The organism is Algoriphagus sp. 4150 (assembly GCF_031457395.1).
In the GTDB taxonomy this organism is placed as follows: Bacteria; Bacteroidota; Bacteroidia; order Cytophagales; family Cyclobacteriaceae; genus Algoriphagus.
Genome location: NZ_JAVDWS010000011.1, coordinates 78,537 through 104,633 on the forward strand (window position 1 = coordinate 78,537; position 26,097 = coordinate 104,633).

At 42.1% G+C, this 26,097-nt stretch carries 18 protein-coding genes; 13 read left to right on the plus strand and 5 right to left on the minus strand.

Features of this window, described 5'->3' with window-relative positions; all coding sequences use genetic code 11:
• The first annotated feature begins 52 nt into the window (after nucleotides 1-52).
• The 7 genes from accB (at nucleotide 53) to J2X69_RS14745 (ending at nucleotide 10,217) form a co-directional block, all read left to right on the plus strand.
• Nucleotides 53-523 carry an acetyl-CoA carboxylase biotin carboxyl carrier protein gene (gene accB, locus J2X69_RS14715; RefSeq protein WP_310104733.1) on the plus strand — a complete coding sequence of 157 codons (471 nt, stop codon included), beginning with the start codon at nucleotides 53-55 and terminating at the stop codon, nucleotides 521-523.
• 24 nt (nucleotides 524-547) lie between these two features.
• Nucleotides 548-1,897, plus strand: coding sequence for an acetyl-CoA carboxylase biotin carboxylase subunit (accC, locus tag J2X69_RS14720; protein WP_310104736.1), 1,350 nt, complete (start codon nucleotides 548-550; stop codon nucleotides 1,895-1,897).
• Between the two features lie 491 nt (nucleotides 1,898-2,388).
• Nucleotides 2,389-3,159, plus strand: a complete 771-nt coding sequence (locus J2X69_RS14725; protein ID WP_310104739.1) for a DUF6577 family protein — start codon at nucleotides 2,389-2,391, stop codon at nucleotides 3,157-3,159.
• Nucleotides 3,156-4,211, plus strand: a complete 1,056-nt coding sequence (locus J2X69_RS14730; RefSeq protein WP_310104741.1) for a nucleotidyl transferase AbiEii/AbiGii toxin family protein — start codon at nucleotides 3,156-3,158, stop codon at nucleotides 4,209-4,211. Before J2X69_RS14725 ends, J2X69_RS14730 begins: the two co-directional genes overlap by 4 nt.
• 103 nt (nucleotides 4,212-4,314) lie before the next feature.
• Nucleotides 4,315-6,627 (plus strand): PSD1 and planctomycete cytochrome C domain-containing protein, encoded by a 2,313-nt coding sequence (locus tag J2X69_RS14735; RefSeq protein WP_310104742.1) that lies wholly within the window; start codon nucleotides 4,315-4,317, stop codon nucleotides 6,625-6,627.
• A gap of 1 nt (nucleotide 6,628) precedes the next feature.
• Nucleotides 6,629-8,083 carry a DUF1501 domain-containing protein gene (locus J2X69_RS14740; protein ID WP_310104745.1) on the plus strand — a complete coding sequence of 485 codons (1,455 nt, stop codon included), beginning with the start codon at nucleotides 6,629-6,631 and terminating at the stop codon, nucleotides 8,081-8,083.
• 7 nt (nucleotides 8,084-8,090) lie between these two features.
• On the plus strand, nucleotides 8,091-10,217 hold the full coding sequence (locus J2X69_RS14745; protein WP_310104748.1) for a c-type cytochrome domain-containing protein: 2,127 nt from the start codon (nucleotides 8,091-8,093) through the stop codon (nucleotides 10,215-10,217).
• 257 nt (nucleotides 10,218-10,474) lie between these two features.
• Here J2X69_RS14745 and J2X69_RS14750 read toward each other — a convergent pair whose 3' ends face one another.
• On the minus strand, nucleotides 10,475-11,359 hold the full coding sequence (locus J2X69_RS14750; protein WP_310104750.1) for a PPK2 family polyphosphate kinase: 885 nt from the start codon (nucleotides 11,357-11,359) through the stop codon (nucleotides 10,475-10,477).
• A gap of 205 nt (nucleotides 11,360-11,564) precedes the next feature.
• Between J2X69_RS14750 and J2X69_RS14755 the strand changes: the two genes are divergently transcribed.
• Nucleotides 11,565-12,710: a heparan-alpha-glucosaminide N-acetyltransferase domain-containing protein gene (locus J2X69_RS14755; RefSeq protein WP_310104752.1), complete on the plus strand. Its 1,146-nt coding sequence runs from the start codon at nucleotides 11,565-11,567 to the stop codon at nucleotides 12,708-12,710.
• Between the two features lie 314 nt (nucleotides 12,711-13,024).
• A complete protein-coding gene (locus J2X69_RS14760) occupies nucleotides 13,025-15,310 on the plus strand; it encodes a prolyl oligopeptidase family serine peptidase (protein WP_310104754.1) in 2,286 nt (761 codons plus the stop codon).
• Nucleotides 15,311-15,467: 157 nt separating this feature from the next.
• On the opposite strand, the gene J2X69_RS14765 is transcribed toward J2X69_RS14760, so the two are convergent.
• The 3 genes from J2X69_RS14765 to J2X69_RS14775 form a co-directional block, all read right to left on the minus strand.
• Nucleotides 15,468-17,561: a plastocyanin/azurin family copper-binding protein gene (locus J2X69_RS14765; RefSeq protein ID WP_310104757.1), complete on the minus strand. Its 2,094-nt coding sequence runs from the start codon at nucleotides 17,559-17,561 to the stop codon at nucleotides 15,468-15,470.
• Between the two features lie 27 nt (nucleotides 17,562-17,588).
• Nucleotides 17,589-19,379 (minus strand): DUF1080 domain-containing protein, encoded by a 1,791-nt coding sequence (locus J2X69_RS14770; RefSeq protein WP_310104760.1) that lies wholly within the window; start codon nucleotides 19,377-19,379, stop codon nucleotides 17,589-17,591.
• A gap of 317 nt (nucleotides 19,380-19,696) precedes the next feature.
• Nucleotides 19,697-20,596, minus strand: coding sequence for a DUF3078 domain-containing protein (locus tag J2X69_RS14775; RefSeq protein ID WP_310104763.1), 900 nt, complete (start codon nucleotides 20,594-20,596; stop codon nucleotides 19,697-19,699).
• A 48-nt stretch (nucleotides 20,597-20,644) separates the two neighbouring features.
• On the opposite strand from J2X69_RS14775, the gene J2X69_RS14780 reads away from it, so the two are divergent.
• The 4 genes from J2X69_RS14780 to J2X69_RS14795 all read left to right on the plus strand — a co-directional run bounded on the left by J2X69_RS14780 (nucleotide 20,645) and on the right by J2X69_RS14795 (nucleotide 23,957).
• The gene (locus J2X69_RS14780; RefSeq protein ID WP_310104765.1) at nucleotides 20,645-20,920 is read left to right on the plus strand and encodes a DUF202 domain-containing protein; all 276 of its coding nucleotides are present in this window, start codon (nucleotides 20,645-20,647) and stop codon (nucleotides 20,918-20,920) included.
• A 3-nt stretch (nucleotides 20,921-20,923) separates the two neighbouring features.
• Entirely contained in the window at nucleotides 20,924-22,705 is a 1,782-nt protein-coding gene (locus J2X69_RS14785) for an SLC13 family permease (RefSeq protein WP_310104767.1), read from the plus strand.
• Nucleotides 22,706-22,813: 108 nt separating this feature from the next.
• A complete protein-coding gene (locus tag J2X69_RS14790; protein ID WP_310104770.1) occupies nucleotides 22,814-23,026 on the plus strand; it encodes a hypothetical protein in 213 nt (70 codons plus the stop codon).
• Between the two features lie 43 nt (nucleotides 23,027-23,069).
• Complete coding sequence (locus J2X69_RS14795; protein ID WP_310104773.1) at nucleotides 23,070-23,957, plus strand: phosphatase; 888 nt, start codon at nucleotides 23,070-23,072, stop codon at nucleotides 23,955-23,957.
• A 15-nt stretch (nucleotides 23,958-23,972) separates the two neighbouring features.
• Here the strand turns inward: J2X69_RS14795 and ppk1 are convergent, their stop codons facing one another.
• Nucleotides 23,973-26,096, minus strand: a complete 2,124-nt coding sequence (gene ppk1 / locus J2X69_RS14800) for a polyphosphate kinase 1 (RefSeq protein WP_310104775.1) — start codon at nucleotides 26,094-26,096, stop codon at nucleotides 23,973-23,975.
• Between the last annotated feature and the right edge of the window lies 1 nt (nucleotide 26,097).

Sequence of the window (26,097 nt, forward strand, 5' to 3'; positions counted from 1 at the left end):
TATAACCCATTAAAATAAATATGCCTTGCGGCACCTCTAAATACATAATCCTATGAAAGCAAAAGAGATTCAGGAGTTGATCGATTACATCTCCAATTCCGGTTTGGCGGAAGTTAAAATCAAAACTGACGAGTTTGAACTTTCTATTAAAAAGTATGCAGAATCTTCTGCTCCCAGAATGGTAGAAGTGGCACAGGCCCCTGCTCCCGCACCTGTTCAGGCTCCTGCACCGGTTTCTGCTCCTGCACCTGCCCCGGCTGTTGAGCAAACTCCGTCTAATTTAGTAGAAATCAAATCTCCAATGATAGGTACTTTCTACCTTACCTCCAGTCCTGATGCAGATCCGTTTGTAGCGGTTGGAGATACTGTCAAAACCGGCGAAACTGTTTGTATCATTGAAGCGATGAAGCTGTTCAACGAAATAGAATCTGAAATTTCCGGTAAAATCGTCAAAATCTTGGTTGGCAATTCTACACCGGTAGAATACGACCAGCCATTGTTCCTTGTAGATCCAGCGGGTTGATTTTTTCATCAAAAATAAATAGCTGTGTTTAAAAAAATACTAATCGCCAACAGAGGCGAGATTGCCCTAAGAATAATCCGTACCTGTAAGGAGATGGGAATAGAAACAGTGGCGGTTTACTCCACTGCCGACAAGGACAGTTTGCATGTCAGATTTGCTGATGAAGCTGTCTGCATAGGCCCTGCTCCCAGTCGTGAATCTTACCTAAACATCCCAAGAATAATTGCAGCTGCCGAAATCACCAACGCAGATGCCATACACCCGGGATATGGATTCCTATCTGAAAATGCAGAATTCTCAAAAATCTGCGAAGAGTACGGAATCAAATTCATCGGGGCCAGCGCTGAGATGATCAATCAAATGGGTGACAAAGCTACTGCCAAAGCAACCATGAAAGCAGCAGGAGTACCTACTATTCCGGGCTCTAAAGGAATATTGACATCCATGGAGCAAGGGATCAAACTTGCCAATGAAATGGGCTATCCTGTAATCCTAAAGGCCACTGCAGGCGGCGGTGGACGTGGGATGCGTATCGTGAAGGAGGAAGCTGGGTTCAAAAAAGCCTGGGATGATGCAAGAATGGAATCAGGTGCTGCTTTTGGCAATGATGGCCTGTATCTGGAGAAATATGTAGAGGAACCCCGACACATCGAGATTCAGATCATAGGGGACAAAACTGGAAAAGCCTGCCACCTTTCAGAGCGTGATTGCTCAATTCAGAGAAGACACCAGAAACTGGTGGAAGAAACTCCCTCCCCATTCATTACTGATGAGCTCCGTGAAGCTATGGGAAAAGCTGCCATCAAAGGAGCCGAAGCCATTGGCTACGAAGGTGCAGGAACGGTGGAATTTCTTGTCGACAAGCACCGCAATTTCTTCTTCATGGAGATGAATACACGTATCCAGGTAGAGCATCCGATCACTGAAGAAGTCACTGATTTTGACTTGATCAAAGAACAGATTAAAGTTGCCGCAGGCGAATTGATTTCCGGAAGAAACTACTATCCTAAGCTCTTCGCTATGGAGTGTAGAATCAATGCAGAAGATCCTGCCCACGGTTTCAGACCTAGTCCCGGCAAGATCCAGAACCTTCATATTCCCGGAGGACGCGGCGTGAGAATCGATTCCCACGTATATGCCGGCTATGTGATTCCTCCCAATTACGATTCCATGATTGCCAAGCTGATCGTCAGTGGCCAATCAAGGGAAGAAGTGATTGTACGAATGAAAAGAGCTTTGGAAGAATTTGTGATTGATGGCATTAAAACCACCATCCCATTCCATATCGCACTTTTGGAAAACGAGCAATTCAAAGCAGGTAATTTCACCACCAAATTCTTGGAAGATTTTGATTTTTCTGTGATAAAGGGATAATAGCTCCTGCATAGTTATACTCAAGAAAGCTGTCCAAATGGGCAGCTTTTTTGTTTTATAATATATCGCGTGTTAGAATTTGGAACAAGACTCTTGTAAGCCACTGACTTTATGTTCTTTATAATTAATCTGGGACAAACCCAGGGACAGGTTCGAATTTCTTTTCCAATTGAAATTCACTTGGATTATTTCAAATTTCTCAGTTGTATTTTTCATTCAGTACGAGGTGTGCGAGCCGTTCGAAGGCAGTTGACTGCTCCGTGCAAACGAAGTCACCTATAACTCCTATCCCAGTTTTCTCTTCTACTTTTTTGTTGTTGTGATTTTTATAGCTGTAGATTCATAGGCAAAAACTTACTCAAAAATGCCAGTAATTATATTTTACTGGCATTTTTAAGTATTTTTACAAATTGCCACTATATTTGTCTAGTTGGCATAATTGAGTAAATTAAAGATATGCCGAATAAGCTAGATACTTGTAAAATTGAGCGATGTCTAAAATCATTGACCGTCAAATATTGAAGCATTTTAAAGGCAAAGGGTATTTCGACCGAGATAGCCTCAGCTCCTTTTTGACCGATTTGGATCCAAAAATTACAGAAAGAGCTCTATCCTGGAGAATGCATGATTTGGTAAAACGAAAAGTAATTAACCAAGTCAAGTTGGGCGTTTATATCATTTCCAACAAGGAAACTTACAAACCATTTATATCCGATAAACTGGGGCGCTTATCCAAAATTGTAGCCAAGGAGTTCGATGAATTGGAATATTGTCTATGGAGTACCGAGTGGCTCAATGATTTTACCCGACATCAATTGGGAACCTTTTTTTACATACTGGAGGTAGAAAAGGATTTTATAGAGGAAGCATTCAATGCGTATTCAGAATCCAAGCAATACAGGGTGTACTTGGATCCCAAAGAAGAGATCATGGAAAGGTATGTGGAAAGCGAAATTTCCATTGTCATTAAACCGCTTATAAGCCGTTCACCAAAACAGAAAGTTGCTGTAAAGGAAAAGTCCAAGGACAAAATCTATGTGCCCACCTTGGAGAAAATATTGATTGACGTGTATAGTGATGCAGTAACCTTCTATGCCATACAGGGAAGCGAAATGGATACACTGTTTGAAAATGCTTTGAAACGCTATCAGGTAAACTTCACTAAGCTCATCAGTTACGCTAGAAGGAGAAATAAAGAGGATCAAATTAAAAGTTACTTGGAAAACAACTTTGGTGACTTTGTAAAAGACTTTTTAGTATGATAAAAGCACAATGTTTTACGAAAGAATGGGTCAACGGCTTTAAGCAGCAAAAGAATTTAAAGCGAATCAATCCTCCGATACTGGAGAAGATGATACACGCCCTCTCCTTATTGCAACAACTCAAAGCCCATGGCTTGGACTTTATATTTAAAGGCGGGACAAGCCTTGTTTTATTGCTCTCTAAGTCAAGACGATTTTCTGTGGATATTGATATTATCACTACTCAAAGCCGAGAAGAAATAGAAGCTATTCTGGACAAAGTGGTGTCAAACTCGCATTTCAATGGGTGGGAATTGCAGGATAGAAGGAGCTACAAAGAAGGTGTACCCAAAGCCCATTACGAATTCGATTATGAATCCAGTCTTAACCAAAGTGCTCACTTTGTGTTGTTGGATATTCTGTTTGAGCAAACCGACTACCCAAGACTGTTGTCGGCTCCCATTCAATCGGAATGGATAGAAACAGAAGAAGTATTGAAAGTGGCTGTGCCTTCCATAGAATCTATTTTAGGAGATAAACTAACAGCATTTGCACCAAATACAGTTGGAATATTGTACGGCACGGAAAAAGAGCAAGAAATCATCAAGCAACTTTTTGATATTGGCTGTCTGTTTGACGAAGCGGAAAACGTCGAGGAAATTGCATTGAGCTTTGAGAAAATTGGAGCCAAGGAAATCAACTACCGTGAACTTGAAATTAGTTTAACAGATATACTGGAGGATATTTTCACCACTTCCTTACTGATTGCCAAACGAACCAAGAATACCACAAAACCGGACAAAACAAGGTTTACTGAACTCACCACCGGAATACGAAGGTTTGGAGGTTTTTTGATAGCCGAAAACTTCAAAATTGAAGATGCCATACTTGCAGCAGGTAAGGCAGCCTATCTGGCCAAACAATTAAGGAACAGAGACTTTTCAGCCCTAGAGAAGTTTAACGGCCAGGTCATCAGTAAACTGGAAATAACCGGTGAGCTAAACTTCCTGAACAAGCTTAAAAAGTCAAGAGACAAAGCAGCTTTTTTCTATTGGTACAAGGCATTGAACTAAGAACAAAAATTAACATTAATGCCATCTCATAATCACTTTCAGGACGGATATTAGTCAAATTATCACTAGTTTAAGAGTGATTTAAATGTCAGCGTAACCCTAAATGATACCTTACCGAATACTAAGAATTTTAGCATTAGCTTGCTTTGGCTTTGGGATTATCAATTGCAACCCCAAGCAAACTGCCGAAATCCAGCTTTCGGATATCGAGCAGATCAGCTACAATTTTCATATCCGTCCCATTCTGTCTGACAAATGCTTTGCCTGCCACGGTCCGGATGCTAATAAGCGTGAGGCTGACCTGCGCTTAGATATAGAATCAGGTGCATATGCAGCGTTGAAAGATGATCCCACCCAGTTTGTAATCAAACCGGGAAAATTAGAAGAATCAACTGTTTACCACAGAATCACTTCCAATGATCCGGGTGAACTGATGCCCCCGCCGGAATCAAATCTGGCATTAAATGAACAGGAAATCCAACTGATCAAAAAATGGATAGAGCAGGGAGCTAACTATGAGCCACATTGGGCTTTTATAAAAGCGGACAAGCAAGATTTGCCAGAGAAAACAGATTGGGCCATCAATGAAATCGACCAATTCACTTTAGCAAAGATGAAGGAAAAAGGCTTGCAACCGAATCCTGAAGCCAAGTCGTACGAATTGATTAAGCGGGCAAGTCTTGATCTTACGGGTCTTCCTCCCAGCCTAGAGTTATTGGACAAGTTTGGGGATTTCAAAGGTGAACTGACCTATTCCGATTTACTCAATGGGTTGTTGGATGACCCGGGTTTCGGAGAGAAAATGGCTATTCTCTGGATGGATATCTCACGCTATTCAGATAGCTACGGCTATCAAGATGACAATATACGTACCCAATGGCCTTATCGGGATTGGGTAATCCATGCATTCAATAAAAATATGCCCTATGACCAATTTGTCACCTGGCAACTAGCGGGAGATCTGTTGCCTGATGCGAGCAAAGAACAAATTCTGGCTACCGCCTTCAACAGAAACCACAAGTATACCGAGGAAGGCGGGGTGATCGATGAGGAATACAGAATCGAATATGTGCTGGACAAAACCAATACGGTAAGCAAGGGACTTTTGGGTATCACCATGGAATGTGCCCAATGCCATGACCACAAATACGATCCCTTTTCGCAGAAAGAGTATTTTGAGCTATTTGCTTTTTTCAACAATACCCCCGAAGCAGGATACCAGGGTGATGTCTCGCAGTCTAAACCTGCCAAAACTCCGATTTTATGGGTTGATCAGGAAGATATGTCCGGGATCATGAGTTTTATCAACCATAGTGACACCTCCAAATTAAGTATCTCTGTGATGGGAGAACTGGATAAAAAGAGACCAACCTATATCCTTGATCGGGGTGTCTATGATGCACCGACGGTAGAAGTTGAGCCCTCCACTCCGGCTTCTATACTGGAGTTTTCGGAAGGTCTGGAAAAGAACCGTCTGGGTCTTGCCCAATGGATTACTTCCAGAGAAAACCCGTTAACAGCCAGAGTATTTGTAAATCTAATGTGGCAAGAGATCTTCGGACAGGGTATAGTCAAATCTGCAGGTGATTTTGGCATGCAGGGCGATCTTCCCACCCATCCTGAGCTATTGGACTGGCTGGCGGTGGACTTTATGGAAAATGGCTGGAATATCAAGCGCCTAATGAAGCAAATTCTAAGTTCAGCTACTTATAAACAGTCCGCAGTGATCACTGAAAAACATCTTAATATCGATCCTGAAAATCTCTATTTGTCAAGAGCTCCACGACTTCGTCTTCCTGCAGAAAACATTCAGGATCTTGTATTGGCCAGCAGTGGATTACTGGTGAGAAAACTTGGGGGACCAAGTGTCAAACCTTATATGCCTGAGGGAATATGGGAGGCTGCCACTTCAGGACGGGGAGTTTTAGCCACGTATATTCAGGACAAAGGCGACAAATTGTATCGCAGAGGTCTATATAATTTCATCAAGTTAACCGTCCCTCCTCCCAAGGCAATGATATTTGATTCCAGCAATAGGGATCGATGCGAAATAGGAAGAAATAGAACAAACACTCCACTACAAGCATTGGTGATGATGAACGACCCCATGATATTGGAAGCGTCACGTGTTCTGGCGGCTAGCATGTGGGAGGAGCACAGAAATGACGAAAATGCTATTTCCACTTCCTTCAAACGTATTGTCTGTAGGGATATAAGCAGAGATGAAAAATCCATCCTACTCTCCTACTACAAAGACCAACTGGAAAGATTTAACCAAAACCCGGATCAGATTCTCCCTACTCTAACTATAGGCGAATATCCTCTGAAAGAAAGTAATATCAATCCTGAGACTGCCGCGCTCATGCAAGTAATCGTGAGTATTTATAACCTGGAAGAAACCATAACCAAGAGCTGAGATGGAAAAGGAACTATTAGAAGAAGGCCTTAATCACAACCGCAGGAAGTTTCTATCCCGGCTTAGTCTTGGAGTGGGTAGCCTAGCCTTGGGATCACTTTTGGTTCCTGACCTTTTCTCCGGAAAATCTGAAGCCGAAGAAGCGATGATGAATGCACTTCCGCATTTTGCCCCCAAGGCCAAAAGAGTCATTTATCTTTTCCAGAACGGAGCTCCAAGCCAACTGGAATCATTTGATTACAAACCTCTTTTAAACAAAAAAATGGGAGAAGAACTCCCGGAATCCATTCGTGGAACGCAGCGGCTCACAGGAATGACTTCCGGTCAATCTTCATTTCCTTTGGTAGGATCCAATTATAAATTTGACCAGTATGGGGAATCAAGAGCTTGGATATCCGAAGTATTTCCACATACTGCCGGGATAGTGGATGACATCTGTATCGTAAAATCCATGCATACCGATGCGATCAACCATGATCCTGCACTGACATTCTTCCAGACAGGAGCTCAGGTAGGTAATCGGCCAAGTATGGGATCTTGGCTGAGCTACGGACTTGGAAGTGAAAACAGTAACCTTCCGGCATTTTCGGTTTTGTTAAGCCGTGGACGTGGAAATGGACAGGGAGTCTACTCTAAATTATGGAGCAATGGATTCTTGGATGCAACCCATCAGGGTGTTCAGTTTTCCAATTCGGAGGATCCCGTTTTGTACCTCAAGGATCCTGATTCTATGAGTCGGTCAGAACGCAGAAAAATGATTGATCAGATCGCTGCAATGAATGAGCTCAGCATGCGGCAGTTTAATGATCCTGAAATCACTGCAAAGGTGAAACAGTATGAAATGGCTTACCGAATGCAAACTGCCGTTCCGGAAATGACTGATATCTCCAAGGAGCCCGAAAGTATTATCAAACTCTACGGGCCTGATTGTCTGGTTCCCGGCACCTATGCTGCCAATTGCCTTCTGGCCAGAAAACTATCGGAAAGCGGCGTTCGGTTTGTGCAACTCTACCATCAGGGCTGGGATCAGCATGGCAATTTGCCCAATGAAATGAGATTGCAGGCGGAAGATGTAGATCAGGCTTCTGCGGCACTTATCACGGATTTGAAGCAAAGGGGTTTGCTGGATGAGACCTTGGTGATTTGGGGTGGAGAATTTGGAAGAACGAATTACTGTCAAGGAAAAATATTGGTGGACAACTATGGCCGTGATCATCATCCCCGTGCATTTTCGATATGGATGGCAGGCGGTGGGGTGAAGTCCGGAATGGTCTATGGTGAGACAGATGAATTTGGCTACAACATCACCGAAAACCCCGTGCATGTACATGATTTTCAAGCTACTGTCCTTCACCTAATGGGAATCGACCATGAACGCATGACCTACAAACATCTGGGAAGAAGGTATAGACTGACCGATGTCTCCGGCAAAGTGGTAAAAGACTTAATTGCTTAGAATCACTATGCTCAAGATTTCTTCGATCAGATCGATTCTGGAAAGCACACTTTTTATCTGGATAGGTCTTACGCTTATCATCACATTAGCCGGAGAGTCTCTGGCATTGCCTGACTGGCTACAGGTGGTCGGCAGAAGCCATCCTATTTTGCTGCATTTCCCCATTGTTCTGCTCTTGATGGGCATACTCTTTTTCTGGATTCCGGGAATTAACGGAAAAGCTGAATTAAGAGAAATAGGAGAAATCAGCTTTCTTGTAGGGTGTAATTTTGCAGGAATCACCGTACTAGCCGGGCTGATTTTGGCACAGGAAGAGTACACCGGCGATATTCTAATTTGGCATAAATGGGGAGGCTTGCTGGTCTTCGGAGGTTGTGTACTCTTCTATTTTTTCAGCTCAGCCAAAGTGAAATTCATTCGCCTTGGCAGTTTGGCTTTGGCAATAGCAATTATCCTCACCGGGCACTGGGGCGCGGGTCTGACGCATGGAGAGAATTTCCTCTTGGCTCCTGTTCGGTCTACTCACATAGAAGTAATCCCATTGGCTGAAGCCGAAATTTTCAGAGATGTAGTTAAGCCTATTTTACAGGCAAAATGTATCAGCTGCCACAAAGAAGGAAAGATAAAAGGAGAGCTGAGAATGGATCATCCCGCCGGGTTGCAAAAAGGGGGAAAATCAGGCCCTTTTGCAGTTGCCGGAGATTTTGAAAATTCACTTCTCATTCAGCGAATCAATCTTCCCGAGGATGATAAAAAACATATGCCTCCTGCAAACAAGGCGCAGTTGACTGAGGAGGAGCTTTTGATATTAAGGGAGTGGGTGGCTTCAGGCGCAGATTTCGACACAAAGTTGGTCACACTTCCCCCTACAAACGAATTGTATCAACTGGCTTCGGTGAAATTTGAAGAAAATAAAACCTATTCCTTCAAAGCTGCGGATGCTGACCACATTGCTAAGCTAAATACCTCATTCCGGTCAGTTCAGGCACTTTATCCTGAATCACCTGCATTAGCCGTTTCCTACTTTGGCACCTCCGCTTTTCAGCCCAAATCACTTTCTGAGCTGAAAATTATAAAAGATCAAATCGTCCGGTTTAGTCTGAATAAAATGCCTTTGGCCAGGGTAGATCTTAAGTTTTTAACTGATTTCAAGCATTTGGAAGAATTACAACTGAATTTCACTGATTTGGACACTGATCAGTTGAAAGTGATTTCTGAACTCAAAACACTTAAAACACTTGCCATTTCAGGTAATACAATTGATAATACCTCTCTTCAAAACCTCAGTAAAATAAAGTCTTTGAAAAAGCTCTATCTATGGCAAACAGGATTGGGAAATCAGGAGCAGGAAACTATCCGTAAATCACTTCCTTCTACCGAACTGTTCTTTGGCTTTGACGGAAAAGGAATAATCTACGAATTGAACAGCCCTGCTATATCCCAAGCGGATGTGATCTATCAAGACAGTTTGGAATTAAAGCTTTCACATCCTATCAAAACTGTTGAACTTCGCTATACACTTGACGGCACAGAACCGGACAGCATCACAAGCCCTGTTTACACCAATCCTCTTTTTGTCAAAAAAACAGGAAAAATCAGGACACAAGCGTATGCTGAAGGGTGGAAAGGCTCAAAGGTGGCCGAAGCTGTTTTTATGCATTCCGGAATCAAGCCTGCAGAATTTATCCTAGTTCATGAACCAAACTCTAAGTATAAGGCTTCAGGTGCGGCTACGCTCTTTGATTTGGAAAAAGCCCAGGCATCAAATCATGGTCAAAAATGGCTGGGTTTTCAGGATAAACCAATGGTTTTGGAAGTTGGTTTTGAAGAAAACAACAAACCCAGGGAACTCTCCATCAGCCTACTTTACAGCGAGGCGGCACATATTTTCCCTCCTTCTACTGTGGTTATTCATGGACTGGAAAACGGGAAATGGAAGGAAATGGCAAGTAACTCTCCGGCGGTATCTTCCAGTCCATTACCCGCAAGGTCAGAATTGCTGTCATTTGAGTTGGAAAACACAAACTATGAAAAGCTAAAGATCATAGTAACGCCGCTCCCCCATCTACCAAAATGGCACCCGGATGCAGGAAGCAAAGGTTGGGTATTTGTGGATGAGGTGATTTTTAATTAGGATTGTCCGCAATGATGCCAGTAGCCATATTTCCTTGCTTTTACTGGCCAGAAGACCGACGACGGAAGACCGAAGTGGAGAGCGAGAGTTCACCAAATCCTATGTCGCTTTTGCTTCCTTACTCGTAGAAAAGCGGATATACATATATTATAATAAACAAAAGGCAAAGGTTCGAATCCTTGATAGTCAATCTTTTTAAAAACACCCATCCCTATACGTTTTCCAACTAAGTCAACAGCTAATCATACTCTTCTTCATCAATTCTTTTCCTTGCTGAGAATCTCTTTATATAGTTCAATATTCTGCTTGATTTTCTCATCAAGTTCAGGTTCACGGATATCTTTGAGCTGATTCATTTGTTCCAAGATTGCTTTGGCTACCAATACACGGGCTGTTTCCTTATTGTCTGAAGGAATTACATACCATGGTGCGTGTGGTTTGGAGGTTTTGTTTATCGCATCCTCATAGTACTTCTGATATTCTTCCCATTTTTCCCGTTCTTTAAGATCTCCGGGAGAAAACTTCCAATTATGCTTTGCTTTATTCAACCTTCGGAGTAATCGTTGTCTTTGCTCCTCCTTGCCGAGATGCAAATAGAATTTTAAGATGATAGTGCCATTTTCACTGATTTGTTTTTCGAAGTTGTTGATCTGCTCAAATCGTTTTTCCCAGAACTCCTCTGTGATATCATCAAGCGAATTGATTCCGGGTATATTTTCGCTCAGAATATAGGATGGATGTACCCTAGTCACCAGTACATTTTCATAATGGGTTCTATTGAAAACTCCATATTTACCTCTCTGGGGAAGAGCAATGACATGCCTCCAAAGGTAATCATGCTGTAGCTCTAGAGAAGAGGGAGTTTTGAAACTGTGAACCACCACGCCACGTGGATTGAATTCCTTGAAAACCTCCCGAATCAAACTGTCCTTTCCTGCCGTGTCCATTCCCTGGAGACAGATTAGCACCGAATATTTATTATGGGCATACATAATATCCTGATGCTCACTAAGCTTCTCTCTCAATTTATTCAGTTCCTTCGCCTTCTTTTTTTCGGATGTTTCCAGATCTATCGAGGTAGGTATGTCTTTAAGGGAAACGGCAGCAGTCACCTTAAAGTCACTTATTGAAATATTTTTCATGTGTTTATAATTGTTTTTCAGTGGCCATATGGAATCTCGCATATTTGACAATTACACCTCTGTAACGCTTGAGTCATGCTCGATTTCATAAGTTTTGTGATTTTGAATAGATAAAAAGTGAGATTCCAAGTTTAGAACAAGATAATATTTTATCTTAACCGTACCGAAAAACCCATTCTTTTATCATTCTTTCCCCAACCTTAAGATGGTTCCAAATTCTATTTCATCGGGTATCAGCAATAGATACCTGGCTCTGGATGTGCTTCGTGGCTTGACAGTAGCATTTATGGTCGTAGTGAATACAGCCGGCGATTGGAGCAATTTGTTTGCGCCTTTAGCTCACGCAAAATGGCATGGCTTCACTCCCACTGATCTGGTATTCCCCACATTTCTATTTGTGGTCGGCAATGCCATGAGCTTTTCGATGAAAAAGCTTCAGCTTATGTCCGACAAAGAGTTCTTTAAAAAGGTCGGAAAAAGAACAGTGCTGATATTTCTTATCGGATGGCTGCTCAATGCTTTTCCGTTTTATCATATTTCCGAAGCAGGATCAATCTCTTTTATCGACCTAACCGAAGTAAGACTCTTCGGTGTATTACAGCGCATCGCACTTTGCTACTTCTTCGCATCAATCATCCTCTTTTATGGAGGCATCAAATTAGGTTGGATTTTCAGCGGAATTGCCCTTTTTGGCTATTGGGCCATCATGTATTTCTTCGGTGATTCGGCCGATCCATATGGTCTTACAGGCAATGCAGCCATCAAGCTTGACTTGACGCTTATCGGGCCGGACAGAATGTACGGAGGCGAAGGAATTCCATTTGATCCGGAAGGAATTCTCAGCACCCTACCCGCTATCGTCAATGTAATAGCAGGCTACCTGGCAGGTAAAATGATCCAAAAATTAGGCAACACCCTAGAAACTGTCAAGAAGTTACTGATCATCGGTTTGGTTCTTATCGTCATAAGTTATGCTTGGGACATCTTATTCCCTATAAACAAAAAAATCTGGACAAGCTCTTACGTGCTGCTCACTACGGGCATTGATTTGTTCTTAATCGCTTTATTGATTGCTGTGATTGAAATCAAAAACTGGAAAAATTGGACGTATTTCTCCGAGGTTTTCGGTAGAAATCCGTTGATTCTTTATGTACTCTCAGGGCTGGTGATTAGAATGCTATCTATGATTCCATTGGGAGATAAGACTCTTAGAGGTTTCATTTATACCAATTTCTACACGAGTTGGCTTACTCCAAAAATGGCCTCATTCTTATTCGCACTTAGCTACATGCTTGTGATTTGGCTGATAGGACTCTGGATGGACAAAAGAAAAATCTACATTAAGGTGTAAATAAAAAATTAATATTATTATCCGCAATGATGCCAGTAGCCTAATTTTCTTTGTATAACGGCAGGAAGACCGATACTTCGACTACGCTCAGCACGAGTGACAGAAGACCGAAGTGGCCTCGACATTAGCGTTTTCCAAATCCTATAATGCTTTAGTCTCTTTACTGGCAGAAAAGCGGATATACATAAAAATTAATCAGAGCGCTATGGATCAAGCTACGCAACTCACAAAATAGGATCACTTTTGGTCAATTGCTGAAGTGTTTGTTCTGTATTTTGGAGATATCTTGGTTTCCAAAGACATAACTCACCTCCATGCTCAATACTCAGATTTCCAAACCTTTGAGACTCCCCTATTTGGCTGTCTTCCTACTGACTCTCTTGGTTCAAAATTCCTTTGGCCAAATCACAGAAGACACCTATCACAAAGCTGAATATTTCCTCAGTAATTCTATACAGCGGGAAGTGTATCATTTGGATGTAAATCCGAATTGGTTGAACGACAATACTAGTTTTTGGCATCAAACGTACACAAACGACGGCAAGCGATTTTTCCTTACCGTTATTGAAAAAGGTGAAACCAAAGAAGCTTTTGACCATGAAGCTTTAGCCCACCTGCTGAGCGAGAAAAGTGGGGAGAAAATTGATCCGACAACCTTGCCTTTCGATCAAATAAAAATTGAGGAAGATGGATCCATAGTTTTTGACTGGAAGAATAAAACTTGGACATATCAAGATGGAAACTTGGATTCAAAGAGAGTGTCATCAAATACCGGAGACAGATCAGTTTCAATTTCCCCAGATGGAAACTGGAAAGCATATGTCAAGAATTTCAATCTTTTTGTAGAAAATCTGGAAACCGGGGAGGAAACACAATTGAGCTATGACGGAAAGAAGGACTATGAGTATGCTTCATTTTGGGGCTGGTCAGATATGATTCATGGCGAAAACGGTGAAAGGCCTGAGCATCTGAGCCTCAACTGGTCGCCGGACTCCAAAAAAATACAAACTCAGATCGTAGATCTACGCTTAGCAGAGAAAATGCTGCTGCTGGACAATAGTCAGGAGGATAAATTCCGTCCTCAACTGATGGGCTATTATAGAGGATCGCCCGGAGACACTACGGTGGTGATGTACACACCCGTCCTATTTGAACTGGAAAGCAAGAAAGAGGCAAAATTTACAGGGCTTTCACTCCCGCATTTTATCGGGATGAATCTAAGCTGGGACAGTGAAAGTGAAAATCTCTACGGAACATATCTACAAAGAGGATTTAAAAGCTTCGATCTTATCGAGATCAATGCAGCTACCAAAGAAATCCGAAAAGTCTACTCCGAATCCTCTCCAACACATGTCAATAACAACAATATATTCCGTAGACTGAAAAACGGACAGTTCATCTTAGGTACAGAAAAATCGGGATGGAACCAGCTTTATTTAATGGATTGGAAGACGGGGAAGTTAGTAAACCGAATCACCTCAGGGGATTATATAGTCAAAAATATACTTTCCGTTGACGAGGAAAACAGCATAATTTATTTCGAAGCTTCCGGTAAAGAAAGTAATGTGAATCCATACTACTCCTTTGTATATAAAGTGAATTTTGACGGTTCAGGTCTTGAATTATTGACGCCGGAAAATGCCTATCACTCGATCAGTTATGAGCGGGGGAAAGATTTCTTGGTAGACAATTACTCTACCGTGGATCAACCAACAGTTTCCATAGTAAGAGAATTGAAAACAGGAAAGATTATTCATGAAATATCCAAAGCCGATATTTCCAACTTGCTCAAAAAAGGCTATCAGTCACCTAAGCAATTCACGGCAACGGCTAAAGATGACAAGACTACAATCTACGGGATCTACTATCTTCCTACAGACTTCAGCTCAAAAAAGAAATACCCGATCATCGATTACACCTATTCCGGACCTCATATAGACATCACCCCCAAAACATTCCGGGCAGGGCTAGTCGGCTTGCAGCAGCCTATGGCTGAGCTCGGATTTGTCGTGGTCACTGTGGACGGTTTGGGAACTTCAGGAAGAGGAAAAGCTTTCAACGACGTGTCCTATCGCAATCTGGGCGATGGCACGACAGACCATGTCCTTGCCATCAAGGAGCTTGCTGCGAAAAACAAATTTATGAATGTAGACAAAGTGGGAATATTTGGTCATTCAGCGGGAGGATATGATGCAGGAAGAGCAATGCTGCTACACCCTGATTTCTATAAGGTAGGTGTGGCTTCTGCAGGGGATCATGACCACCGGATGGAAAAAGCCTGGTGGCCGGAAATGTATATGGGCTATCCTGTCGGAGATTTCTATCATGAGCAGTCTAATATCACCAATGCTGCAAACCTAAAAGGACACCTGCTATTGGCACATGGAGGAATAGATGAAAACGTCAACCCATCGGCCACTTTCAAATTTGCAGAGGCATTAATCAATGCAGGAAAAGACTTCGACCTATTTATCTGGCCAAGCAGAAACCACAGCTTTGGCAGAACAGACGGAGACTATTTTACCAAAAAGCGTTGGGACTATTTCATAGAGCACTTAATGGGTGAAAAGCCGCTGAGGCACTATCAGATTCAGAAGTGAAGAAAGACTTCAAATTTGAAATCTCAAATTTGAAATTAAAAAAGCGCAGATCTCCCGATCTGCGCTTTTTCATTTATGTGTATCAGCAAGCCCGAATTAGCCAAACTCTAAAAATAAGGCCACTTCGGTCATCTGCCTTCGAGCTTCGGTCTATATTTTACTTCACCACTTTCAATATTCCCTGCATGGTATAGAAATGCCCCGGCACAGTACATACATAGGTATATTCTCCCGGCTCAGTCGGAGCAATGAAGTAAATGGTATTTGACTCACTTGGCTGAAGCAATTTGGTGTGGACTAGCACTTTAGAAGTATTTGGAATGTAATCCTTCTGCTGGCCTTCCAGCCCAAGTTTCATCGCCTGCTCTCCTACTTCCAAAGCCGTTCCCGGCATTACAATCACTAAATTGTGAAGCATGTCATCTACATTTTGGAACACTAATTTCACCTTACTCCCTGCCTTCACTTGTACCTGAGCCGGATCAAACTTTAGTCCCGGCTTAGTTCCCATATTGATGGTAAGATCTGCTTTGCCATTCCAATCAGCCGGCATGGCAGTCACATGCTTACCCATTTTGGGAGCTGCCGGCTTACTTGCTACAGCCTGCTTCTTTGCTGCCGCTGCCTGAGCTTTCGCTTCAGCATCTGCCTGGGCTTTTGCCACGCTATCAGCCGCAGCTTTCATCATCATTTCGTGATCATGACGGGCTTTGAACTGAGTCACATCCACTTTCTCACCTGCACCGAAATTATTCAATGTATAATAGCCGACGTTATGCAAAAGTGGTTTTCCTTCAGTGGACTTTACACCCTCTGCTTTGATCTCATGGATGTAGCCCAGACGTAAATTATCAAGAACTAACCGGGCTTTCATGCCATCTTCGGAAACCACAACGCCAATTACCTTGCAGGGCTCGTTGTTGATCACAGGACTACCATAAGCAGCCTGGTACTTATAAGTGAATCCCGTCACCTGATAATTAGCGGGATCTTCTGCCAACTCTTTATTCACAGGCTCGGTAAACTCGATCTCAAACCCATCAGGCTTAGACTTGATCGTCTTCATTTCAAAAGGCATCCTTCCCGTCCATACCAAGCGCTGCAAGCTGAACAATTCCTTACCTGTAGAAGACCACCCTCGACTGGTCATCCCTACAAACATGGAAGCATCATTGCCCCAGTCCATCCGCAGAATCCCTGAAGAAAATCCTTCTCTAAAAGGAAATACCACGCCTTGGTAAACGCCATCGATTTTCTCAAAATCAACCCGTGCAATATTACTTTGTCCCTGATCACCCACAAAGACCTGATTGGCAAAAGGACCAAATCCACCTGCTGTATTGTCATTCAAAAAGCCGGAAGTGGAAATCCCCAAAATCCCATGTGGCAACCATATCGCAGGTACTTTCAATCCCGGAACACGCTTAGCCACATCGTACAATGGCTCTCCCGTGTCGGGAATATCTTCTTTCTTCAGTGTCACCGGAGATCCCGGTAAATTTGACCATTCCAAACTCTCAGCATTTCCTACGAAATCACCCTTCTCTACATGAGTAATTCTACCTGAGCCAACCCAATCACCTTGATTTTCAGTATAGAAATAATCCCCATCGGCATTCATTCCGTATCCCGCGGGAGAGCGCATCCCCGCCGCAAAAGGAATCATTTCTCCTTCCGGAGTGATTTCCAATGCCCATCCTCTCCATGGCACCAAACTTACTCCATGTCCTAGGCTATTGCTCCAGCCCACATTTAGCGTCACGAGCATATTTCCGTTTGGAAGAAAAGTAGGGCCATAAGAATACTCATGGTAATTGCCTGAAAGTGGCCAAGAGTATATTTTCTCGTACACATCGGCTTGTCCGTCTCCATCAGTATCGCGTAAGCGTGTCAACTCACTCCTTTGCGTCACATAGATGTCACCATCTTTATGGGCAAGTCCCAATGGTTCGTGCAAACCGGTGGCAAATTTCTTATAGACTGGTCTTTCACTCCCTGAAATATTCGGGCTGGAAACTATCCATACTTCTCCTCTTCGGGTGCAAATAGCCAAACTCCCGTCCGGTAAAGTCGCCATCCCTCCCACTTCCAGAATCACATCTTCAGGAACGGGCAAAGAAATCAATTTGTAAAAATCGTCCTCAGTCTCAGGCACCATCATCGGTGCGCTGTCTTGTGCTTTTAATTCAACTTGTCCGATAAATAGGCAAGTAAAGGCAAAAGCAAATCCTTTTATACTAGTACGTTTCATTAGATTTTTCATGCTGCTTCCTATTTATTACCAAACAATTGAATAAGTAACTACCCCTGTCCTGTCTTTCCATTTTACCGGAAGGATTAGCTCTTTAGAGCCGTCAGCTGAGTCCCTGACAATGGGAGCTTCTTTTCCCCCAAATTCGATGTAATAGGATTTGTCATCTATAGCATAAAGCCCGTTGGGCAATTTATCAATGGTGGATCCCTGTGCTACCAAGCAGTAGATTTGCTGTGGGTCGCCGTCAGCAGTCAAATTAAGTGTATGAACCAACTTTTTACCGGAATCCCTGGTATCAAAAGTCTCACTAATACGTACACCCGGCATTTTATAGTCTATGATCGGAGCTCCTCCTTTTTTCAATTTGTATCCTTCATAAGTGAAGTCTTCAATTTCTTCAGGCCAGACTGCGTCTTTTGAAGCCAAAACTGACAAACTAGGCTTACCTGCCAATTCAATTACATTACCTAAAGGCAACATTAATTGAGTTTCCCCCCTACCGTACCACATAGGAGTGGTCTCTACAAAATCTCCCCTCCAGACACTCAACAATTCTCCGCTACTCAAATCTATGGCATAGTTAGCACCACCCGGTTCGCCTACAGCCATAGTATGCGTCCGCTTCTCCCCTTGATGCATGATAAATCCACGTTGCATTTCAGCCTTGTCCTTCACTTTCACAGCAATCTGACCAACCGGATCATCGGCTCTCAACGGAACATTGAGTGCTGTTTTAGCCACTCCTTTGCCTTCTACGATAAGGGTGATATCATTGCTTGGAGCATACCAGTGACCAAATGTTTTGAAATAATTCAATTTGATTTGGTGTACACCCGATGTCAGTTGAATAGAACCGTTGGCTTTACCTGTGACTCCATCTACATAGACCACCTCTTTCTCATCGATATAGAGTTTGCCTGCACCATTTATCCGACCGGGAGGAGTATCATCAGGAACCCAGGCTAGATCCAAGTCAAAGAAATACTCCCCTGCACTTGGCACAGTCAATGTTCCTACTACAGTTCCGGAAAACTCATTTCTTGTAGCCGGAGCCAAATGAGCCAAGACATCAATAGCCATAGTTCCCCTTGGGTTAGCTTTAGCAAAATCATTGATTGTCTTGATACTGTCGTAATAAGTGAGTTTCATATCCTTCAACGTCACTTCTTCCGAGCCATAAGATTTGTATCGGATGTTTCTTAGAGCTACACCACCATGATCTCCCTGAATGACCAAGGGTCCAACGGCCTGCTCATCTTCAAAAAATGCAGCTTGTGTAGGCCCGGTGACTTCTATGTTCTTTTGGACCAGCACGCCATTTTGATGTACAGAAATAAATTTGGCATTTGATACTTTATTGCCGCTGGCATCAAAACGGGGCGCTCTAAAAACAATTCTAAGCGATTGCCAAAGTCCCGGGGCTCTACTTACATTTACCAGTGGTGGACGGCCTTCGTATCCTTCCCTGCCTTTTTCTCTCCCAGCATCCCATCTTTGATAGATAGCTCCTGCGTCAGCGTAAGTCGGATCTTGCTTAGCCCATGAATCAAATAGCTGAATCTCATACCTACCCTGAAGATAAATACCGGAATTGCTTCCTTTTGGCATCATAAAATCAAGATCCAGCTCTATGTCTCCATGCTCAAAAGAAGATCTAATTGCCTGATTGTCTTCCTTCATCAAGGTGTTCAGCAATATGCCGGTACCGTTGGTGCTTTTGGACTTTCCTCCATTAAGGTCGTAGAATACCTCTTGGACTATTTGCCAATTGCTGCTTGTAGGTTGAAATTCACTCAAATTCTCAAGTGGTAGCACTTCATATGGGATTGGACTCTCCTGTGCTTCAGTTGTTATTGCCTTGATACATAAGCAACAACAAAACATTAATGTTTTAGTATTCATTTTAGGTTAAATAGGTAATTGCCACCAAAGGTAACTTTCTATACATATTAAAAAAATAGGATTTTTTCAAGTAAAAATTGATCAGTATAGTATATATACAATAAAAAAGCAGGAGAAAATCTCCTGCCCTTTATTTGAAAACTAAACCAACTATTATTTAACTACCACAATGAATTCAAAAATAATACTTTTAAAATCAAATCAAAATTCCAAATAAAAATTTGTTGTGTTTATTTCTTTTCAGGGAAGTTACCCCGTTTAAATGCAATTCCCAATGCTAAACCTTGGCTAAATTGAATTTTACTATCTTGATCCAAATCATATATCATAAGGCTGGTTAAGCTAACATTCACCAGATTAGACACTTTCGCTGTCAAACCGAAGTCCAACCTGTGATCAATGGCATTAAAAGCAAGGGTTTCATAATTAGCATACATCTGGTACCTAACCATTAAGGACAGGTTTTCAGACAGTTTCTTATTGTAATCAGCCATCAAACTAAATGCTAGCCACTCAGTTCTCACCGTTTCACCTTGTTCTACTCCGTAATTGCTTGGCACAGTTAAGTACAACTCTCTGTCCGTCACAAAAGTCCATCTGGGAGAAAAGGGAGACATACGCAAGCTAAACTCATCATTTGGCTTATATTCTACCCCCAGAGATGTGGTGAGATAGGCAGGATTTGCAAACTTAGATATCAATCTTCTCTCTGCATCCTGAGGAAATTCATACCCGGGAGCGAACTGAGAAAGAAAATTAACAGCAAAGAAGTAATTCCATTTATCATTAATTTGGTATCCCACTTTAGAATCCAGAAAAATACGGTCGTTGGATTTCCGGGTCTCTTCATTCTTGTTTTTCACCACGCCATAAATAAAATCCATCGTATTATCCCAAGACCATTTGTCTTTAGCATAATTTGCACGACCATTGAGGTAGATACCCAAAGCTATTGAGTTGACACCACCGCCTTGCCAGTTACCACTGAAGGCAGCTTGATTTAGATTTAAACCACCTCCTAATTCTTTAAGCCAATAGCTTGTGTCTTGAGGGGTTAAGACCTCTTCACCTTGGGCAAAAACTTGCCCGCAAAACAAAATAAAGAGGAAAAGTGTAGTAATTCTTTTCATAATTAATAGATGTTGAATTATTTCAATATAAATAAATACAATGCAAATATGGAAAATGACTTTGAAAGAGAATTAATAATTCGTGATTATTTGGCCAGGCAGCGTACAGCTTTGGCAAATTATAGAACGTTACTGTCCTTTATCCGCACATCTCTCTACTTTTTGGTCTCGGGTACCGCACTTTTTGAGGTGAAGGAGTTGGATCATGTGAGAGACTTGGGTTACTTGGCATTTGGATTGAGTTTGGTATTCCTAATCCTGGGTTTTTTAAGCTACTTCCGAATCAGGGAGAAGCTCAAGAAGGGAAACTATCTAAAAATGTAATTAATGACTTTTGAAATTGGTCTAGTATTTTCAATTATCGGCCTAGCCGTTATTTTGTTTTTTACCGAGAAATTCACAATAGACACAGTTTCTATTGGAGTAATGGTTATGTTTCTACTTACAGGAATTCTGGATGTAGAAGAAGGGTTGTCGGGATTTTCCAATTCTGCCACTATTACTGTGGCTGCAATGTTTGTAGTGTCAGCAGCGATCTTCAATACCGGGCTTTTGGACAGCTTTACCCAAAAGCTAAGCTCTCAAGCCGGAAAAGGCCAAACACACCTCTTACTTACCTTAATGCTATTTGCGGGTTTTCTTTCCGCTTTTATAAATGACACGGCTGTAGTTGCTTTACTCATGCCTGCTGTAATACGGCTAAATAAAACTGACAATATCCCGCCATCCAAGCTATTGATGCCGCTGTCTTTCGGTGCTTTAATGGGTGGGATCTGTACATTGCTTGGAACCAGTACCAATATTTTGGTCAGCGGGATAGTCCAAAAAGCCGGACTTCCCCCTTTTGGGGTATTTGAGATGAGCTTGATGGGCTTAGTTTTTTTCGCCACAGGATTGATCTATATGCTTACTATAGGAAGATGGCTTACGCCGGTGAGAAAAGCAAAATCGGAGCTGGGCGAGAGCATACAGCTTGGGAATTATCTCTCGGAATTGGTTATTCTACAAGATTATGAGCAATTAAATGAGCCTCTTACCAAACAGAAAGTCTTCGAAAAACTCTGTATCAAACCGTTACAGATTATCAGATCAGACGGCAGAAAAGTGCGTGTATACCCTAATACAGCAATACAGGAAGGAGATATCATACGGTTCAACTGCGACAAAGAAACGATAGAGAAAATCAAGACCACTACAGGAATTGAGCTGAAGGCAGATTTGAAATGGCTTGAAGAAAATATTACCGATGAGGAAGAAAGGCTTTATGAAGCACTGGTCACTCCTAATTCATTTTTGGTAAATAAAAGTATCAAAACTCTGAATTTCAAAAAACTATACAATCAGGTTTTGGTTATTGGAATTAGGCATAGATCAGATATGCTGGATTCCTTGCTCGCCAAAACTGCCTTGCGGGCTGGAGATATCCTGCTCCTTCGAGCTACAGAAGATTCTATTCAAGCCATAGAGAGCAGTGATGATCTACTACTTCTTTCAGAAACAAAAAGCCACCCGGTAAATAAGATTAAAAGTATATTAACGCTGGTTGTTCTGGCTCTGATTATCGGATTGGCATCCTTCGAGGTATTCCCGATTGTAGTCACGGCGGTCGCCGGAGCTATTACCTTGATCATGCTGGGCTCCTTAACTACACAACAAGCCTATAAAGCCATTGACTGGAAAGTGGTACTGATGCTGGCAGGTGTGCTCTCTATGGGAATGGCACTGGAAAAAACAGGGGGGGCTCAGCTCATCGGAACTTCCATAGTAGACTCTGTGGGGCATTATGGTCCTCAGGTAGTAATGAGTGCATTATTTGGACTGACTTTTATGATGACAAACGTTATGTCAAACAATGCCACAGCCGCTTTGCTCGCTCCTATTGCTATCAGCATAGCTACAGCCTTGGATGTTGACTCCAGACCTATGCTTATGGCGGTCACTTTTGCTGCAAGTCTCAGCTTTATGACTCCTATGGGCTACCAGACCAATACAATGATCTATACTCCGGGAAATTATAAATTTCGTGATTATTTGAAAATAGGAACTCCCTTGAACTTGATTCTTTGGATAGTAGCTACTTTTGGAATCCCTTATTTTTTCCCTTTTTAGTTTTAGCAAAAGTATTACTTTAGCTCTAGGAGTATAGAGACTGATAGGCTACACGATTATCCTCTATATTATTACAGCAATTCATTTGACCTCCATTTAAAATAACTTATGAAAATCTTCAGTATCGTATTGATTGTCCTGGGCATGTTTATGCTATTCAGTACAAGTTTCTCTTTCACCACAAAAGAAAAAGTGATCGATGCGGGGCCGATTGAAATAAGGGCAGACAAAAAGCGTGAAATCAACTGGCCTACTTACGCAGGAGGGATTGTACTTGCTGCAGGCGTAATAATGCTAGTAGCGGCACAGAAAAAAAAGTAAATTCAATGCTTAAAATTCATTTCTCAACTATTCCCATCTTTAATTGAAATTAGCAGCAGTAGACATTGGATCGAATGCCATCAGAATGCAAATCACCAGTGTGACCCAGTACGAAGGAAACATCAACTTCAAGAAACTGGAATACCTCCGCTTTCCGCTTCGTCTGGGGCTGGATGTATTTCACAATCAAAAGATTTCTGAGGTAAATCGAAGAAAATTCGTAAAACTGATGAAGGCATTTAAAATCCTCATCGATCTCTATGAAGTCGATGATTATATGGCTTGTGCTACCTCAGCGATGCGGGAAAGTGTGAACGGAAAAGAAATAGCACTTGAAGTAAAGGAAGAAATTGGTCTGAAGATCAATATAATAGACGGGAATAAGGAAGCTGAGCTAATCAACAAATCTCTTAACAAATTCTTCGATGAAAAAACCTACTTGCATATTGATGTGGGAGGAGGCAGTACTGAGCTGAATATTTATAAAAACCGCGAGAAAATAGCTTCTAAATCATTTCAGATAGGTTCAGTCAGAGCCCTGCAAGACCAAATAGCTGTTCCTGTATGGAAATCAATGGAAAATTTCGTTCTGAAATATTTAGAAAATTCCCCCTCTGTCACTGCTATAGGGACCGGAGGAAATATCAATAAGATTTTTGAACTTTCCCTTCCTCGGAAAAATAAGCGCTACTTGGACTATGAAAAAATCGAAGAAGTATTAAGTCGGTTGCAGACATTCACTTTCGAAGAGCGGGTGAACAAGTTAAACTTAAACCATGACCGGGCCGATGTCATTATCCCGGCAGGCAAAATATACCAACGAGTAATGCTAGCCGCAAAATCCAAAAAAATGATTGTACCGGATTTGGGTTTGAAAGATGGCATCATACAGGTTCTCTACGAACGGAATATAACCAAAAAGCCCCTTTAACCGGGGCTTTTTTTGTCAGTCTACAAGCTTAACCTGCATCACACTTTCCGCATCTACATGGAAGAACTCACGATGGACGTTAAATTCCGACTCATCACCCACCGGCTGTTTGGCTATGTAAGTACCATCTTCCTGCATTACGTATGCGTTTACATTGTCCTTGAGATTATAGGCTAAGATGTTCATCAGTTGTTTTTCAAGCAGTGGAGATTCCACCTTGAACAGTGCTTCTAACCTTTTATCGAAACTCCTTACCATCATATCTGCACTTCCCGCATAGGTTTTGGTATCGCCATTGTTGTGAAAATAATAGATTCTGGAATGCTCCAAGAAATCTCCCACAATAGACAGCACTTCGATATTTTCACTCAACCCCACTCTTCCCGGACGCAAACAGCAGATTCCACGGACTATTAATTTGATCGTCACTCCAGACTGCGAAGCCCGGTATAAGGCATATATCATCTCTGAGTCTTCCAGAGAATTGACTTTGATGAATACTCCGCTAGGCAACCCATTTCTGGCATTTTCCGCTTCTTTCTCTATGTATTCGATCAACTGGTTTCGCATATCCCGGGGAGCAGTGATCAGATTTTTATATTGTGAAGGCATGGAGTGTCCTGTGATTACATTGAAAAATTCTGACACGTCATTGGCCAAAACCTCATTTGTAGTCATCAACCCTATATCGGTATAAAGCCTTGCAGTGTCTTCATTGTAATTACCCGATCCCAAGTGAACGTAGCGCGTGATTTCTCCTCCATCACGTTTCACAATCAGAAGAAGTTTGGTGTGGGTTTTCAAATGGGAAATTCCGTAGATCACAAAGCAGCCTGCTTTCTGGAGTTTCTTTGCTTCCCGGATATTATTTTCCTCATCAAACCTGGCTTTGACCTCAAATAGCACCGAAACATGCTTGCCGTTTTCGGCAGCTTTAAGTAAAGCCTTAGTGATTCTACTATCTTTTGCAAGTCTATAAATAGTCATTTTGATAGCCATCACATCAGGATCCTCAGATGCTTTCTCTACCAAATCCAAGATCGAATCAATATTATTATAAGGATGATGGAGAAGTATATCCTTCTCTTTCAATACATCAAAAATGTCTGCAATCCCTTCATCCTGATAAGAAAGTGGCTTCACAGGATCCGGAATTTGAGGTAGGCGCTCCCGAAATTTCTTGTTCCCTACTACTTGCCAGAGTCCTGTAAAATCTATCAGGCTGGACCTTTTTATCAGAAATACAGAATCCATTTTCAAATTCCACCTTTCCAAAAGTGAATTCAGCATCCATTTACTGTAGCCTTCTTCTATTTCTATCTTTACCACCCTCCCACTCTTTCTTTCCATCAATTTACGCTTCACTTCTTCCAGGAAATTTGCGTCCATATCTTCGCTCTCTTCCAGCGTAAAATCACCGTTTCGGGTAATTCTAAAAAGGCTAATTCCTTCGATTTTTACGTTTCTGAAAAGAGAGATGATATTTTCACGGATGACCTCCTCGATAGGAACAAGCAAAAGAGAATCCTCACGCTCGATTTCAAAAAAGCGGGGAATATTTGCAGGAATCTGAACAAAACTCATCTTCCGCATATCCTGTCTGTCTCCGGGACTGGTAGTCACTACCCCAAACACCGAAAGTTTGTTCATCAGAATCGGAAACGTACGGTAGCCGTCATACACCATCGGGGTGAGCATAGGATAGATCGCTTTCACAAAATAATCATGGACTTTTTCCTGCTCTTTTTCGGTAAGCTTTGACAGATTGCACAGTACCACTCCCTGCTCCTGCAGCTCGGGCATGATTACCTGTGTGAAATGTTCGTGCTGGGCAGTATGAAACAGGTGGCTTTCATTCATCAGCTTCGCCTTAAAAGGCTCTTCCCGTAAACCTGAGTAATCAACCCGCTCTTTGTCGTAATCCAGATAGTTGTATAAGGATCCTACACGGATCATAAAAAATTCATCTAGGTTCGACGCGGTGATTGCGAGAAATTTCAACTTTTCAAAAACGTTGCGATGCATTTTCTTGGACTGATCCAAGACGCGCTCGTTAAATTTCAGCCAACTTAAATCCCTGCTGACCAGATCACTCTGTTGTATAATCGAATCGTATTTTTCTACAACTGCCAGTTTCATT

Coding starts and splice junctions, on each gene's coding strand:
- accB (WP_310104733.1), top strand. CDS start 53: ATGAAAGCAAAAGAGATTCAGGAGTTGATCGATTACATCTCCAATTCC.
- J2X69_RS14725 (WP_310104739.1), top strand. CDS start 2,389: ATGTCTAAAATCATTGACCGTCAAATATTGAAGCATTTTAAAGGCAAA.
- J2X69_RS14730 (WP_310104741.1), top strand. CDS start 3,156: ATGATAAAAGCACAATGTTTTACGAAAGAATGGGTCAACGGCTTTAAG.
- J2X69_RS14735 (WP_310104742.1), top strand. CDS start 4,315: ATGATACCTTACCGAATACTAAGAATTTTAGCATTAGCTTGCTTTGGC.
- J2X69_RS14740 (WP_310104745.1), top strand. CDS start 6,629: ATGGAAAAGGAACTATTAGAAGAAGGCCTTAATCACAACCGCAGGAAG.
- J2X69_RS14745 (WP_310104748.1), top strand. CDS start 8,091: ATGCTCAAGATTTCTTCGATCAGATCGATTCTGGAAAGCACACTTTTT.
- J2X69_RS14750 (WP_310104750.1), bottom strand. CDS start 11,359: ATGAAAAATATTTCAATAAGTGACTTTAAGGTGACTGCTGCCGTTTCC.
- J2X69_RS14755 (WP_310104752.1), top strand. CDS start 11,565: ATGGTTCCAAATTCTATTTCATCGGGTATCAGCAATAGATACCTGGCT.
- J2X69_RS14760 (WP_310104754.1), top strand. CDS start 13,025: ATGCTCAATACTCAGATTTCCAAACCTTTGAGACTCCCCTATTTGGCT.
- J2X69_RS14765 (WP_310104757.1), bottom strand. CDS start 17,561: ATGAAACGTACTAGTATAAAAGGATTTGCTTTTGCCTTTACTTGCCTA.
- J2X69_RS14775 (WP_310104763.1), bottom strand. CDS start 20,596: ATGAAAAGAATTACTACACTTTTCCTCTTTATTTTGTTTTGCGGGCAA.
- J2X69_RS14780 (WP_310104765.1), top strand. CDS start 20,645: ATGGAAAATGACTTTGAAAGAGAATTAATAATTCGTGATTATTTGGCC.
- J2X69_RS14785 (WP_310104767.1), top strand. CDS start 20,924: ATGACTTTTGAAATTGGTCTAGTATTTTCAATTATCGGCCTAGCCGTT.
- J2X69_RS14790 (WP_310104770.1), top strand. CDS start 22,814: ATGAAAATCTTCAGTATCGTATTGATTGTCCTGGGCATGTTTATGCTA.
- ppk1 (WP_310104775.1), bottom strand. CDS start 26,096: ATGAAACTGGCAGTTGTAGAAAAATACGATTCGATTATACAACAGAGT.